The sequence below is a fragment of the Cupriavidus sp. MPR-AND1C genome (genome assembly GCF_058809705.1).
The window spans coordinates 172,608-187,264 of the sequence record NZ_JBXASU010000001.1 but is presented as its reverse complement, the minus strand read 5'-3'; the positions used below and the strand labels follow the sequence as shown (position 1 = coordinate 187,264).

General features: G+C 67.6%; 13 protein-coding genes. 8 read left to right on the top strand and 5 right to left on the bottom strand.

Annotated features, from left to right (window positions below):
* The first annotated feature begins 76 nt into the window (after positions 1–76).
* From AC1RWI_RS00875 to AC1RWI_RS00860, 4 genes are all read left to right on the top strand, one after another.
* On the top strand, positions 77–1,024 hold the full coding sequence (locus AC1RWI_RS00875; RefSeq protein ID WP_052495158.1) for a LysR family transcriptional regulator: 948 nt from the start codon (positions 77–79) through the stop codon (positions 1,022–1,024).
* A gap of 218 nt (positions 1,025–1,242) precedes the next feature.
* Positions 1,243–2,763 (top strand): aldehyde dehydrogenase, encoded by a 1,521-nt coding sequence (gene adh / locus AC1RWI_RS00870; protein ID WP_043356548.1) that lies wholly within the window; start codon positions 1,243–1,245, stop codon positions 2,761–2,763.
* Between the two features lie 112 nt (positions 2,764–2,875).
* On the top strand, positions 2,876–3,904 hold the full coding sequence (adhP, locus tag AC1RWI_RS00865; RefSeq protein ID WP_492863908.1) for an alcohol dehydrogenase AdhP: 1,029 nt from the start codon (positions 2,876–2,878) through the stop codon (positions 3,902–3,904).
* 122 nt (positions 3,905–4,026) lie between these two features.
* The gene (locus AC1RWI_RS00860; RefSeq protein WP_043356552.1) at positions 4,027–4,419 is read left to right on the top strand and encodes a DUF779 domain-containing protein; all 393 of its coding nucleotides are present in this window, start codon (positions 4,027–4,029) and stop codon (positions 4,417–4,419) included.
* Between the two features lie 52 nt (positions 4,420–4,471).
* Here the strand turns inward: AC1RWI_RS00860 and AC1RWI_RS00855 are convergent, their stop codons facing one another.
* Positions 4,472–6,406 carry a sigma-54-dependent Fis family transcriptional regulator gene (locus tag AC1RWI_RS00855; protein WP_492863906.1) on the bottom strand — a complete coding sequence of 645 codons (1,935 nt, stop codon included), beginning with the start codon at positions 6,404–6,406 and terminating at the stop codon, positions 4,472–4,474.
* A 216-nt stretch (positions 6,407–6,622) separates the two neighbouring features.
* Here AC1RWI_RS00855 and AC1RWI_RS00850 point away from each other — a divergent pair, with 216 nt between their 5' ends.
* Positions 6,623–7,030, top strand: coding sequence for a VOC family protein (locus AC1RWI_RS00850; RefSeq protein WP_492863904.1), 408 nt, complete (start codon positions 6,623–6,625; stop codon positions 7,028–7,030).
* A gap of 25 nt (positions 7,031–7,055) precedes the next feature.
* Here the strand turns inward: AC1RWI_RS00850 and AC1RWI_RS00845 are convergent, their stop codons facing one another.
* The gene (locus AC1RWI_RS00845; protein WP_043356557.1) at positions 7,056–7,328 is read right to left on the bottom strand and encodes a hypothetical protein; all 273 of its coding nucleotides are present in this window, start codon (positions 7,326–7,328) and stop codon (positions 7,056–7,058) included.
* Between the two features lie 229 nt (positions 7,329–7,557).
* Between AC1RWI_RS00845 and AC1RWI_RS00840 the strand changes: the two genes are divergently transcribed.
* From AC1RWI_RS00840 to AC1RWI_RS00830, 3 genes are read left to right on the top strand one after another with little or no spacing between them, the layout of a single operon-like run.
* Positions 7,558–8,523 carry an alpha/beta hydrolase gene (locus AC1RWI_RS00840; RefSeq protein ID WP_492863902.1) on the top strand — a complete coding sequence of 322 codons (966 nt, stop codon included), beginning with the start codon at positions 7,558–7,560 and terminating at the stop codon, positions 8,521–8,523.
* A gap of 9 nt (positions 8,524–8,532) precedes the next feature.
* The gene (locus AC1RWI_RS00835; RefSeq protein ID WP_492863900.1) at positions 8,533–10,629 is read left to right on the top strand and encodes a penicillin-binding protein 1A; all 2,097 of its coding nucleotides are present in this window, start codon (positions 8,533–8,535) and stop codon (positions 10,627–10,629) included.
* A 28-nt stretch (positions 10,630–10,657) separates the two neighbouring features.
* On the top strand, positions 10,658–11,917 hold the full coding sequence (locus AC1RWI_RS00830; protein WP_492863898.1) for an arsenic transporter: 1,260 nt from the start codon (positions 10,658–10,660) through the stop codon (positions 11,915–11,917).
* Here AC1RWI_RS00830 and AC1RWI_RS00825 read toward each other — a convergent pair.
* From AC1RWI_RS00825 to ehuD, 3 genes are read right to left on the bottom strand one after another with little or no spacing between them, the layout of a single operon-like run.
* The gene (locus AC1RWI_RS00825) at positions 11,914–13,236 is read right to left on the bottom strand and encodes an NAD(P)/FAD-dependent oxidoreductase (RefSeq protein ID WP_492863896.1); all 1,323 of its coding nucleotides are present in this window, start codon (positions 13,234–13,236) and stop codon (positions 11,914–11,916) included. The two genes, AC1RWI_RS00830 and AC1RWI_RS00825, sit on opposite strands and share 4 nt — an antisense overlap.
* Complete coding sequence (locus AC1RWI_RS00820) at positions 13,233–13,991, bottom strand: amino acid ABC transporter ATP-binding protein (RefSeq protein WP_492863894.1); 759 nt, start codon at positions 13,989–13,991, stop codon at positions 13,233–13,235. Before AC1RWI_RS00820 ends, AC1RWI_RS00825 begins: the two co-directional genes overlap by 4 nt.
* Positions 13,988–14,656, bottom strand: a complete 669-nt coding sequence (ehuD, locus tag AC1RWI_RS00815; RefSeq protein ID WP_492863892.1) for an ectoine/hydroxyectoine ABC transporter permease subunit EhuD — start codon at positions 14,654–14,656, stop codon at positions 13,988–13,990. The genes AC1RWI_RS00820 and ehuD overlap by 4 nt, the downstream gene beginning before the upstream one ends.
* Position 14,657: the final 1 nt, after the last annotated feature.

Below are 14,657 nucleotides of genomic sequence, written 5' to 3'. Positions count from 1 at the left end.
GTAGGAAGGCTGGCCGATATCGTAAAATCATGAATTCAGAGAGCTGGTATCCGAAAAACGCATAGTGGAGTGGCATATGGCGAAAGAGCGGCACGGGAAGGAAGACGGCGGGCAGCGCATCGCCAAGGAAATTACCCTGCGGCAGTTCCGCTATTTCGCCGCGGCGGCGGAGACCGGCCAGTTCTCCATGGCCGCCACCGCCGAGCATGTGTCGCAATCGGCCATTACCAATGCCGTGCTGATGCTCGAGCAGCAGCTTGGCGTGCGCCTGTTTGACCGCCTGCCGCACGGCGTGGCCCTGACGGCGGAGGGCCACCGGCTGCATCAGCGCGCCCGGCAGATCCTGGATGCCGTGCAGGACACGTTGCGCGAGCCGCGCTTCCAGGCGCACAACCTGAGCGGCACGGTGCGCCTGGCGGCGTCCTACACGGTGCTGGGCTACCTGCTGCCGGGCCTGCTGGCGCGGTTTCGCACCAACTACCCGGATATCGATTTCGACCTGCACGACATGGACCGTCCCGGCATCGAGCGCGCGGTGCTGGCCGGGGAGATCGAGCTTGGCATCGGGCTGCTGTCCAATATCGAGAGGCTGCAACGCTTTGCCCACCACACGCTGATCCGCTCGCGGCGCCAGCTATGGGCGTCGCCGTCGCATCCCCTGCTGGCGTTGCCCAGGCTGACGCTGAAGGACATCGCGGCGCATCCCTACATCCTGCTGACGGTGGATGAAGGCGAGCGCTCCACGCTGCGCTACTGGCGCAGCAAGCGGCTGACGCCATCGATCGCCTTTCGCACCAGTTCGATGGAGGGGCTGCGCGGGCTGGTGGCGCACAGCTTTGGCGTGACCGTACTGTCCGACATGGTGTACCGCCCGTGGTCGCTGGAAGGCAAGCAGATCGAGGCGCGGCCGATTGCCGAGGGCGTGCCGGACATGGAACTGGGCCTGCTGTGGCAACCCGGGCGCAAGCTGGACAAGCCCGCCGATGCGCTGCGCGAGTTCCTGATCCATGCCAGCGGCAGCTAGGCGTCAATCCCCTGTGCCAAGGCGCCACACGCTGTTCCAGATTGGTACACCTTGGCGCACCGCGGCACACTGGAAGCCGCCTGCATAGCCTCCTGCTTGCCAGGTTTTACGTGGTTTCGCCGTTCTCGCTGCGCCGTGTCCGCCAGGCACGGCTTTTGCGGATGGATGCTTGTGCGCGAACAACGCGGCACGACGGACATCACAGAACGGAGACAGACATGAACATGGCGGAAATCGCCCAGCTGGGCGTTGCGTATCCCTACAAGGAACAGTACGAAAACTATATCGGCGGCGCCTGGCTGGCCCCGGCCGATGGCCAGTACTTTGAAGCGATCTCGCCGGTCACCGGCAAGCCCTTCACGCGCGTGCCGCGCTCCAACCAGAAGGACGTGGACGCCGCGCTGGACGCCGCGCACCGCGCCAAGGGCGCCTGGGGCCGCACCTCCACCACCGAACGCGCCAACATCCTGAACCGCATCGCTGACCGCATCGAGGCCAACCTGGTCACGCTGGCGGTGGCCGAGACCATCGACAACGGCAAACCCATCCGCGAAACCACGGCGGCCGACCTGCCGCTGGCGGTGGACCATTTCCGCTACTTCGCCGGCTGCATCCGCGCGCAGGAAGGCGGCATCTCCGAGATCGACCACGACACCGTGGCCTATCACTTCCATGAGCCGTTGGGCGTGGTCGGCCAGATCATCCCGTGGAACTTCCCGCTCCTGATGGCCACGTGGAAGCTCGCGCCCGCGCTGGCCGCCGGCAACTGCGTGGTGCTCAAGCCCGCGGAGCAAACGCCGGCCTCGATCCTGGTGCTGATGGAAATCATCGGCGACCTGCTGCCGCCGGGCGTGCTCAATGTGATCAACGGCTTCGGGCTCGAGGCAGGCAAGCCGCTGGCCTCCAGCTCGCGCATCAGCAAGATCGCCTTTACCGGGGAAACCACCACCGGCCGGCTGATCATGCAGTACGCCTCGCAGAACCTGATCCCGGTCACGCTGGAACTGGGTGGCAAGTCGCCCAACATCTTCTTCGAGGACGTGCTGTCCGCCGACGACGCCTACTTCGACAAGGCGCTGGAAGGCTTCGCCATGTTCGCGCTGAACCAGGGCGAGGTCTGCACCTGCCCGTCGCGCGCGCTGATCCAGGAGTCGATCTACGAGCGCTTCATGGAGCGCGCGCTCAAGCGCGTGGCAGCGATCAAGCAAGGCCACCCGCTCGACAAGGCCACCATGATCGGCGCGCAGGCTTCTCAGGAGCAGCTTGAGAAGATCCTGTCGTATATCGACCTGGGCAAGCAGGAAGGCGCGCAATGCCTGATCGGTGGCGAGCGCAACGCGCTGGGTGGCGACCTTGCGAGCGGCTACTACGTCAAGCCCACGGTGTTCTCGGGCCATAACAAGATGCGCATTTTCCAGGAAGAGATCTTTGGCCCGGTGGTGTCGGTGACCACGTTCAAGGACGAGGAAGAAGCGCTGGAAATCGCCAACGACACGCTCTACGGGCTAGGCGCCGGCGTATGGACGCGAGACGGCGCACGCGCCTTCCGCATGGGCCGCGGCATCCAGGCCGGCCGCGTGTGGACCAACTGCTATCACGCCTACCCGGCGCATGCGGCGTTTGGCGGCTACAAGCAATCCGGCATCGGGCGCGAGAACCATCGCATGATGCTGGACCACTACCAGCAGACCAAGAACCTGCTGGTGAGCTACAGCCCGAACGCGCTCGGCTTCTTTTGATACAGCGCAAGAATGGGCGCTTGCGCCCATGACATGATCGACATGCCGCCCGCCCCTGCCGGCTTGCCGCCGCGCAGCGCGGGCGTCTTTGCCAACAGAATCAGGAGTCGAGATGACAGCGATGATGAAAGCCGCCGTGGTGCGGGAGTTCGGCGCCCCGCTCACGATCGATGAAGTGCCCGTGCCGCAACCCGGGCGCGGCCAGATCCAGGTCAAGATTGAAGCTTCCGGCGTATGCCACACCGACCTGCATGCCGCCGAAGGCGACTGGCCGGTCAAGCCGACCCTGCCCTTTATTCCCGGCCACGAAGGCGTGGGCTATGTCTCCGCGGTAGGCGCGGGCGTGAGCCGCGTGAAGGAAGGCGATCGCGTCGGCGTGCCCTGGCTGTACAGCGCCTGCGGCTACTGCGAGCACTGCCTGCAAGGCTGGGAAACCCTGTGCGAGAAGCAGCAAAACACCGGCTACTCGGTCAACGGCGGCTATGGCGAATACGTGGTGGCCGATCCCAACTACGTGGGCCTGCTGCCGGACAGCGTGGGCTTCGTGGAGATCGCGCCGATCCTTTGCGCGGGCGTGACCGTCTACAAGGGCTTGAAAGTCACCGACACGCGGCCCGGCCAATGGGTCGTGATCTCCGGCATCGGCGGGCTTGGCCATGTGGCGGTGCAATATGCGCGCGCCATGGGCCTGCGCGTGGCCGCGGTGGATATCGACGACAAGAAGCTCGAACTCGCCCGCAAGCTCGGCGCCGAGGTCACGGTCAATGCGCGCACCACCGATCCCGTGACGTTCCTGCAGAAGGAAATCGGCGGCGCGCACGGCGCGCTGGTGACGGCGGTGTCGCCCAAGGCATTCGGCCAGGCGATCGGCATGGTCCGGCGCGGCGGCACGATTGCGCTCAACGGCCTGCCACCGGGGGACTTCCCCACCCCGATCTTCGACGTGGTGCTCAAGGGCGTTACCATCCGCGGCTCCATCGTCGGCACCCGCAGCGACCTGCAGGAGTCGCTGGACTTCGCCGCGCATGGGGCGGTCAAGGCGACCGTGTCCACCGCGCCGCTGGAGAAGATCAACGAGATCTTCACGCGCATGCGCGCCGGCGATATCGAAGGCCGGGTCGTGATGGACTTCGCTGCTTGACGTTTGCCAGCCGAAGTTGCCGTCCGAAGTTGCCGTCCGAAGTTGCCATCCGAAGTTGCCATCCGAAGTTGCCATCCGAAGTTGCCACCTGAAGTTACCACCTGAAGGCAAGGAGCCGCCCGATGCCCGCCCCCCAGTCACCCGACGCCGTGCAGCGCGTCGTCGCCACGCCTGCCGCGCTGGCGCTGATCGAGCGCCTGCGCGCGCAGCACGGTGCGTTGATGTTCCACCAGTCGGGCGGCTGCTGCGACGGCAGCGCGCCGATGTGCTACCCGGACGGCGACCTGATCATCGGCGAGGCCGATGTCTGCCTCGGCGAGATCGGTGGCGCGAATTTCTACATGACGCGCGCGCAGTTCGAGTACTGGCAGCACACGCGGCTGGTGATCGATGTAGTGCCCGGATCGGGCGGGATGTTTTCGCTGGAAGGGCCGACCGGGTTGCGGTTCCTGACGCGCTCCGCATTGTTCAGCGATGAAGAGGCGGCGCGGCTGGAGCGTGAGCCGGCGCCGTGACGCGCCGGCACGACGTGAAACCGGTGTTGATCCGCCGCGCTTTAGCCCCGCTTTAGCTCCTCTTTAGCCGCCGGTAAATCGTATTGCGCGACAGGCCAAGCTCGCGCGCGGCCAGGCTGACGTTGCCGCCGTGGCGCGCCAGCGCCTGGTGGATCATGGCGGCTTCCCGATCGCGCAGGCGCTCGGGGGTACCGGCGGGGGTCACGGGCATCACCGGCGTCGGGGGCATGAAGGCTGATGCGGCGTCGCTGTCCTGCGCGAACATCGGCTCACGCTCGAAATCCTCCGGCAGATGCTCCACGCGAATCTCTTCTTCGCCTTCGGCCATGATGGCCGCGGTGCGCAGCACGTTGACCATCTGGCGCAGGTTGCCCGGCCAGGGATGGCGCTGAAAATGCGCCAGCACGTCCGCGGCAACGCGGGTTGGATGCGCGTCACCGTGCTCGCCCTGCTCCGCCTGCGCGAGTTGCTGCGTCAGGATGCGCTCCACCAGCACCGGCAGGTCGGTGCGCTCGCGCAGCGCCGGCAGCGTCACCGATAGCGCATTGATGCGGTAGTACAGATCCTCGCGGAAGGTGCCTGCCGCGATCATGGCGCGCAGGTCGCGGTGGGTGGCGCAGATGATGCGCAAATCCACGGGAATCGCGTGGGCGCCGCCCAGCGGGGTCACCGCGCGCTCCTGCAGCACGCGCATGAGCCGCACCTGCTGCGCCAGCGGCATGTCGCCGATCTCATCAAGGAACAAGGTGCCGCCGTGCGCCTGCACCAGCTTGCCCGGGCTGCCACGCCGCCGCGCGCCGGTGAACGCCCCGTCCTCGTAACCGAACAGCTCCGCCTCGATCAGGGACTCCGGGATCGACGCGCAATTCACGGCCACGAATGGCGCCGCGCCGCGTGGCGAATCGCGATGGATGGCGCGCGCCAGCCACTCCTTGCCGGTACCGGTGCGGCCCAGCACCAGGATGGGAATATCACGTCCGCGCACCTTGTCGACCCGCTGCAGCACGGCGGCCATGCGAGCGTCCCCGGTATCGAGAGCGGCCAGCGCCGAGGTAGTTGCCGATTTGGTTGCACGCGCGGCCTGCGCGCGGCGCGGCGGCGCGAGCAGCGCGATGCGCGCGAACACGAGCACACGGCTTGGCAGGGTCAGTGTCAACAACTGGCCCGGCGCATCGACGCCCTGCTTGAGCGCTGTGCCCAGCGGCATGCCGAACAAGGCGGCAAAACTCTGGCGGTTCAGCGTATCGGGAGACAGGCCGAGCTGGAACAGCCCGCTGCGGTTGGCCGCCAGGAAGGTGCCATCGGGCGCGAACGCCGCCATGCCTTCGAACAGCGTGCCCACGAACTCCGGCCGCGCGTGAAAGCGCACCAGCGCGGCATCGGTGAAATGGGTGGAAAACAGATGGTTCTCGATCATCTGCGCCGACATGCGCACCAGCGCCATGGTGTGCTTGTGGAAGCCGCGATGATCGCCGCTGACGTCGAGCGCCCCAAGCATTTGGCCAAACGGCCCGGAGATCGGCACGCAGGAACAGGTCAGCGTGCGGTTGGCACGCAGGAAATGCTCGTCGGCATGGACCACCGCCGGCCGGGCCTCGGCCAGCGCGGTGCCGATGGCGTTGGTGCCCTTGCTCGACTCCGCCCACGAGACGCCCGGCGCCAAGGCCACGCGCCTGGCCCGGTCGGCAAAATCGCCGTCGCCCAGGCTGTGCAGGATCACGCCGCCGCTGTCGGTCAGCAGCACCATGCTCTCGGTATTGGCGATCTGCGCGTGCAGGGTTTCCATGACCGGCAGCGCATGCTTGTACAGCATCTGGTTGGCGTCGACCAGTTCGTGCAGCGCGCGCGCGCCCAGCGATTGATAGTCCGCCGCATGGGTGGCTTCGAGGCCGAAACCGGTGGAGCGCGCGTGCGCGCGCGCAATCAGGATGTGGCGCTCCGGATCGGCGTGCGGCGTGGCGTCGTGGCTGGCAAGCGTGCTGCTCATGGCGGCAGGTCTCCTGTTCTGGATCCCGGCGTGGCCGGGTCAGGCCGTCTTTCGTGCCGGCCTGTCTGGCGGCATGGCGGCCTTGCCGCCAGACCTTATCACATGCCGGGCGCGCAACGCGCACGCACCACCGGGAAGTCGGGTGTAAAGTACATGTTTGCCGCACGCGCGCTGCGCGCCCGGCCACTCCCGTTTCACTCCCTCGAAAGGCGCACGATGAGCATTGTGATAGATCGCTTCGACCATATCGTCCTGAATGTGAAGGACGTGGAGACCAGCGCGGCGTGGTACGAGAGCGTGCTGGGCATGCGGCGCGAGGACTTCGAATCGCGCACCGGCAAGCGGGTCTCGGTGCGCTTCGGCCAGCAGAAGATCAACCTGCGCCCGATCGATACAGACACCGTGGCGTGGTTCACCGGCGTTCACCCGACCACCGGCAGCGACGATCTCTGCTTTATCACCCACAACACGCTGGAGAGCGTGATCGCGCACTGGATTGCGCACCATGTGCCGATCGAGGCGGGACCGGCGGCGCGCACCGGCGCGCTCGGCCCGATGACCTCCATCTATTGCCGGGACCCGGATGGGAACCTGATCGAAGTGGCCGCCTATCCCGCACACTGAGCGCCGGAGGCGGCGCCCGCCGGAATCAACGCTTGCCGTCGAGCAGGTCGTTCAGCACGTCGTCAAATGCCGCTTGCGCATCTTCCAGCGCCTGCAGCGACGCATCGAAGGTCTGCAACGCCATCTTTGACGGCTTGCCGCTGCCCTGCGGCGCAAACTGCCCCTGCAGCGCGGCAAAGGCCACCTGCACCTGGCGGGTGGCGTTGACGACACGCTCCATCGCCCGGGCTTCTTCCGCGCGGTTGTCTACGTCGTTTTGCTGGTCTTTCTGCTCTTTCTGGTCGTTTTGTCCGGTCATGCCCTTGGCTCCGTGCGCGGCCGCACCGGCCGCCGTTGATGTGAGGCGTATCGTACAAGAATCGGGCAAGAACTTGCGCACGGGTTGCCCGGTCGAATGCCGTGCCCCCCGGAAAATGATCCGGGAGACGCCAGGAAACACCAGGAAGCACCAGAAAGCACCAGAAAGCACCAGGAAACGCCCCCACGCATTGCGCTGTAAAGCCAGGCAGAACAAACCCTCCGAACCCATGCCCCCCCATTCACGCAAGGCCCTCGCCGCCGTCCTGCTCACTGCGGGCGGCTTCACCTGCTACTGGACCTACCTCACGCTGAACCAGGACAGGTTGCTGTTCGACGCCCGCCGCCGCCCGCCGCGGGACCTGCCCGAGGGCATTTCCGCTTACTCGCACGAAGTGCCGGGCGGTTTCCTGCGCGGCTATGTCTTCGGCGCCCAAGGCGTCCAGGACGCGCAAACCGGGGAAACCGTGCGCGACGCACAAACCGCGCGCGACCTGCTGTTCTACCTGCCCGGGCGCGGCGAGGATGTACTGGACACCATGCAATACCTGGCCTGGCTGCCGCCGGACGTGGGCTTTGCCACCATGGACTACCGCGGCCTGGGCCACTCGGACGGCCAACCCTCCGAAGCAGCCGCCGTGGCAGACGCCAGCCAGTTCCTGCTGCACCTGCGCCGCATGTTCCCCGGCACGCGCGTGCACGTGGTCGGCCGCAGCCTGGGCACCGGCGTAGCCATCCAGCTGGCGGACCTGCAGGATTTCGAGAGCCTGCAGCTGATCACGCCGTACGACTCCTTGCTGGAAATCGTGCGCAAGCGCTTCCCGCTGGTGCCGCTGCGGCAACTGATGCGCCATCACTTTGACTCGATCGCTCACTGCAAGAAGGTGGTGCAGAGCACCAAGGTGCTGCTGGCCGAGGTTGACGAGGTGGTGCCCCACGCATGCTCGGAGCGCCTGATCGCGGCCTGGCCCGGCCACGTGGCGCGGCAGATGATGCCGGGCACCAACCATTTCACCATCATCGAGCAGCCCGAGACCTGGCACGCGCTGGCGGAGTTCGCACAGCGCGTGGGCCGGCCCGGCGCCCGGCCGGTTGTGCCGGAAGTGCCGGAAGTGCCCCGGGCCGATGGCGTGGAACCGGCAGCGGCGCAAGCCCCGGACGGCATGCCCGGCATCCCTGAGTTCGCCCCAAGGTAGAATGCGCGCATGAAACGAGTCGTTGCAAAGGCAGCAAGCGTCACACTGGCGCTGGCTGCAGCCTCCACCCTGCTAGTTGGGTTCGCCGCCGTGGTGAGCCTTCGTCAACTCCCCGCCGTCGATGCGCTGCGGGACTACCGCCCCGACCTGCCGCTGCGGATCTTTACCAGCGACAACGTGCTGATTGGCGAGTTCGGCACCGAGCACCGCGAATTCGTCCCGCTGGAGCGCATGCCCAAGCAGATGTCCAACGCGCTGCTGGCGGCGGAAGACGATCAGTTCTACCAGCACGCCGGCGTGGATATTCCCGGGATCTTCCGCGCCGCGCTGGCCAATATCGGCGAGGGCTACGCCCAGGGCGCCTCCACCATCACCATGCAGGTGGCGCGCAACTTCTACCTGTCGCGCGAGAAAACGCTCTCGCGCAAATGGTATGAAATCCTGCTGGCCTGGAAGATCGACCGCTCCCTGCCGAAAGACCGCATCCTCGAGCTGTACATGAACCAGGTCTACCTGGGCGAGCATGCCTATGGCTTTGGCAGCGCGGCGCAGGCGTATTTCGGCAAGCCGCTGGATGCGCTCTCGCTGGCGGAAACCGCGATGCTGGCCGGCCTGCCCAAGGCGCCGTCGACCATGAATCCCGTGGTCAATTTCCCGCGCGCCAAGCTGCGCCAGCAATATGTGCTGGGGCGCATGCAGGCGCTCGGCATGATCTCGCACCAGCAATACCAGGCGGCCCGCGCGCAAACGCTGCAGGTGGCCGGCTCGCACAACGGCCGCTTTGACGGGCACGCCGAGTACGTGGCGGAGCTGGCCCGCCAGCTCGCCTACGACCGCTTTGGCGAGGCCGCCTATACCCGCGGCCTCAATGTCTACACCACGGTATCATCGGTGCGGCAAAGCCTGGCCTACGAGGCCGTGCACGCGGGCCTGGACCAGTATGGCAAGCGCCATGGCCAGCAAGCCGCGCCGCAGGCCGCGCTGGTCTCGCTGGACAGCAGATCGGGCGCCATCGAGGCCATGATCGGCGGCGCGGACTTTGCCACCAGCCGCTTCAACCATGCCACGCAGGCGCTGCGCCAGCCGGGCTCGACGTTCAAGCCGTTCATCTATTCCGCCGCGCTCGAGCGCGGCGTGTCGGCCAACACGCTGATCAACGATGCGCCGCTGGATGCCTCGTCGCGCTGGCAGCCGGGCAACGACGATGGCCGCTTCCTGGGCGCCGTGAGCGTGCGCCAGGCGCTGGCGGAGTCGCGCAACCTGCCTGCCATCCGGACCTTGCAGACGATCGGCATTCCCTATGCGGTTGACTATGCGGGCAAGTTCGGCTTCTCCGAGCAGCGCCTGCCGCGCTACCTGCCATTGGCCCTGGGCACCGGCACCACCACGCCGCTGCGGCTGGCCGCCGCCTATGGCGTCTTCGCCAGCGAAGGCTACCGCACCGAGCCCTACCTGATCGAGCGCATCAGCGACGGCGCGGGCAACGTGCTGTTTAGCGCCGACAGCGAACCCCAGCCACACCGCGTGATTCCCGAGCGCAATGCCTATGTGATGAACAGCCTGCTGCGCAGCGTGGTGACCAGCGGCACCGGCGCAGGCCTGCAACGCTACCTGCGGCGCACGGACGTGGCAGGCAAGACCGGCACCACCAACGATTCGGTCGATGGCTGGTTTGCCGGCTACGCGTCTGGCATCGTCACGGTGGCGTGGATGGGATTCGACGATAACCGCAGCCTGGGCCGGCACGAGTTCGGCGCCACCACGGCCCTGCCGATCTGGGCCAGTTACATGGAAGGCCGTCTGGCGGGCCAGCCCGAGGCGGAATTCGTTGCGCCCAGGAACCTCGTGCGCAGCGGCGACGACTGGGTCTACCCGGAATACGCCGACGGCAGCCACGGCATTGCCGCGCTAGGCTTCCCGTCCGCGCCGGCGGACGCTGATGCGGGGGTGGCGACGGCGCTGACCGACACAAGCGGCACTACCGCCGCGACCAGTGCAACCAGCGCGACCAGCGCCAACGGCACCGCCGGCGGCGCCGAAGCCGTCAGAGCACTGAGCCCTGCCCCGGCCGGCGTGCCGCCCCGCGCATCGCAGCCCACGACCTGAACCTCCACCCGCCGCCCGCAAGGCTCCGATGCAATTCTCCCAGTACAGTGGCCCCTTGATCTGGGCGGTGGCCGCCGCCACCACCTTTGGCGTCATCACGCGGCCGTTCCGGCTGCCGGAAGCCTTCTGGGCGGTAGCTGGCGCGCTGCTGCTATGCGTCACCGGCCTGCTTGCCGTGCCCGATGCCATGGCCGCCGTGGCGCGCGGCTATGACGTCTACCTCTTTCTTGGCGGCATGATGCTGGTGTCGGAGCTGGCGCGCAAGACCGGGCTGTTCGACCATGTAGCGGCCGTGGCGGTGCGCCAGGCCGGCGGATCGGCGCGGCGGCTGTTCCTGCTGGTCTATGGCTTCGGCACCCTGGTCACCGTGTTCATGTCCAACGATGCCACCGCCGTGGTGCTCACGCCGGCGGTGCTGGCCGCCGCCCGCGCCGCCAAGGTCAAGCATCCGCTGCCCTACCTGTACAGCTGCGCGTTCATCGCCAACGCCGCCAGCTTTGTGCTGCCGATCTCGAACCCCGCCAACCTGGTCATCTTCGGCGCGCACATGCCGTCGCTGATGGGCTGGCTGGCGCGCTTCACGCTGCCTTCGCTGGTGGCCATCGTGGCCACCTTCGCCGCGCTCTACTGGACCCAGCGCGACGCGCTGCGCGAGCGCATCGCGACCGACGTGCCGGTGCCGCCGCTGTCGCTGGAGGCCAGGCTGACCGCCGCCGGCATCGTGATCATGGGCCTGGTGCTGCTGACGGCCTCGCTGCTGGGCGCCGACCTGGGCTGGCCGACCTGCCTGGCCGGCGTGGCGACGCTTGTGCTGGTCTGCGCCTGCAGCCCCGGCTTGTGCCTGCCGGCGCTGCGCGAGATCTCCTGGGGCGTGCTGCCGCTGGTGGCGGGGCTGTTCGTGCTGGTGGCGGGCCTGGAGCAGACCGGCCTGATCGGCAAGCTCGCCCACGTCGTGCAAGCGCTGTCGCAACAGTCGCCCACGGCCGGCGTCTGGGTAACCGGAGGCACGGTGGCGCTGGTGTCCAACGTGGTCAACAACCTGCCGGCCGGCCTGTTCGCGTCCTCGGCGCTGGCGGCCAGCCATGCCTCCACGCAGATCACCGACGCGGTGCTAATCGGCATCGACCTCGGGCCCAACCTGTCGGTGACCGGCTCGCTGGCTACCCTGCTATGGCTGACCGCGCTGCGGCGTGAGGGCCATCATATCGGCGCGCTGCAGTTCCTGCGCATTGGCGCGCTGGTGATGCCGCTGGCGTTGGTGCCGGCCCTGGCCACGCTGCTGCTTTAGGCGCCCAGCTTGTCGAGCAGGCTGTACCAGGCCACCCCCGCGGCGATGTAGAAGCGCTGCAGGCCATGCAGCGGAATCCCGGCCACAGGCGTGATGGGATATGGGAAATCCTCGCCCTTGCCCGCCAGCCGTGCCGCGATGTGCTGGCCCAGGCTAGTGCACAGCGCGATGCCGCGCCCATTGCAACCCAGCGCCATGATGACGCCCGGCGCGGGCTCATGCACATGGGGCATGAAATCGCGCGTGATCGCAATACGCCCGGCCCAGCGGTACTCGTAGGAGAGCGGACCGAGTTGCGGGAACAGCAACTCCAGCGAGCGCTCCAGGTGGGCGAAGTCCTGCGGCCCGCGCGGATCGGCGAAGAATCCGCGGCCCCCCATCAGCAGGCGCCCCAGCGCATCCTTGCGAAAATACAGCAACAGCCGCTGTGAGGTGGATGCCGTCTCGCCTTGCGTGAGGATGCCGTGCGCCTCGGCGTCCCGCAGCGGTTGCGTGGCCACGATGAAGCTGTTGGCCGACAGCACCGTTTGCGCCAGGCCGGGCCACAGCGGGCCGGTGTAGCCGTTGGTGGCGATCACGACTTGCTTGGCCGTCACCGTGGTGCCCAAGGAAGTCGTCGCCACCCAGTGCGTGCCCTGGCGCACCAGCGCCGTCACCGCCGTGCCGCCGTGCACCGTGGCGCCCGCCCGCTGTGCGGCGCCGACCAGCCCGCGCGTATAGGCCAGCGGCTGGATGGCGCCAGCGCGCCCATCCAGCCAGCCGCCGGCGAAGGCCTGCGTGCCCACGCGCCGCGCTACCGCCGCGCGGTCCAGCACGTCGACCGGCGCCCCGCGGCGCGCCCATTGCTCGGCGCGCGCATGCATGGCCGGTACGGCGCCGGGTGAATAGGAAAGCTGCAGCCAGCCGCTGCGCACGGGCTGGCAATCGATGCCGTGACGCGCGATCAGGTCGAACACCAGGTCGGCCGAACGCGACACCGCATCGAGCAACGGCTCGGCCCGGGCAGCGCCAAACATGCGCACCAGCTCGTCGGGATCGTGCTTGAGCGTGGGATTGACCTGGCCGCCGTTGCGCCCGGACGCGCCCCAGCCTGGCTCATTGGCTTCCAGCACGCACACGTGCGCGCCGCCCTCGGCCAGGTGCAGCGCGGTCGACAGGCCGGTGAAGCCACCGCCGATGACCAGCACGTCGGTGGCAAGCGATTCGCGCAGCGCAGGCGTGGGCGGCGCAGGCGGGGCCGTGGCCGCCCAGAGGGAGGACGGCAAAGGGATCGCGGTGGCCGGGGCCGGCCGGCTTGCCGTGAACTGGCTGGAGGTCATGGCGCCGGGTCCCCCGCCGCTTCCACTGGCTTGTGCAACACGCGCCGCAGGAAGTCCTGCGTGCGGGCGTGGCTGGGCGCGCCCAGCACCTGCGCGGCGGCGCCTTCCTCAACGATGGTCCCGCTGTGCAGGAAGCACACACGGTCCGCCACTTCCCGCGCGAACCCCATCTCGTGCGTCACCACGATCATCGTCATGCCCTCGCGCGCCAGGTTGCGCATGACTTCCAGCACGTCGCCCACCAGCTCCGGGTCGAGCGCCGAGGTGGGCTCGTCGAACAGCATGGCTTCGGGCCGCATCGCCAGCGCGCGGGCAATCGCCACGCGCTGCTGCTGTCCGCCGGAGAGCTGCGGCGGAAAGGCCTGCGCCTTGGCGGCCAGGCCGACCTTTTCCAGCAGCTCCATGGCCTCGCTGCGCGCCTTGTCCCGGCTCTCGCCCTTCACGTAGACCGGGCCTTCCATCACGTTTTCCAGCACGCTGCGGTGCGGGAACAGGTTGAAGCGCTGGAACACCATCCCCATGCGGCTGCGCAGCCGGTGGATGTCCTTGCCGCCGCGGTCCACTCGCTCGCCAAAGGCACGGATCTCGCCGCCCTCGTAGGACTCCAGCCCATTGATGCAACGCAGGACGGTGGACTTGCCGGAGCCGGACGGGCCGATCAGGCAGACCACCTCGCCAGCGTCGACATGCAGGCTCACGCCGCGCAGCACGTGATGGTCGTCGAAATACTTTTGCAGGTTGTCGATCCGGATCATGGCTTTTTCCTCCCCACGCCAAGGCGATGCTCAAGCCGGCGCAGCCCGAACACCAGTGGCAAGCTCATCAGCAGGTAGAGCAGCGCCACCAGCGTGTACACCGTCATGTTCTGGAATGTGGACGAAGCGATCAGCTGGCCCGCGCGCGTCATCTCCGCCACCGTGATGGTGGACACCAGCGACGAGTCCTTGAGCATCATCACCAGCGTGTTGCCGTACGGCGGCAGCGAGATGCGCAACGCCTGCGGCAGAATCACCCGGCGCATCACCAGCGCCGGGCGCATGCCCATGGCCTGCGCGGCCTCGCGCTGGCCCGGGTCGACGGCCTCGATGCCGGCGCGGAAATTCTCAGCCTGGTAGGCTGAGTAAGCGATGCCCAGGCCGATCACGCCGGCCTGGAAGGCCGTCAGGTGAATGCCCGCATCCGGCAGCACAAAGTAGATGTAGAACAGCTGCACGATGATGGGCAGCCCGCGGATCACGTTGATCGCGCCGGACGCGCCCCACGACAGCGTACGCGCAGGCGACAGCTTCATCAGCGCCAGCGCCAGCCCGAGCAGGCTGCTGAGCACAAAGGCGAGGACGGTCACCTCGACGGTGACCACCGCGCCCTGCAGCAGGATCGGCAGGAACTCCCGCGCGTGCTGGAAAAAATTGGCATCCATG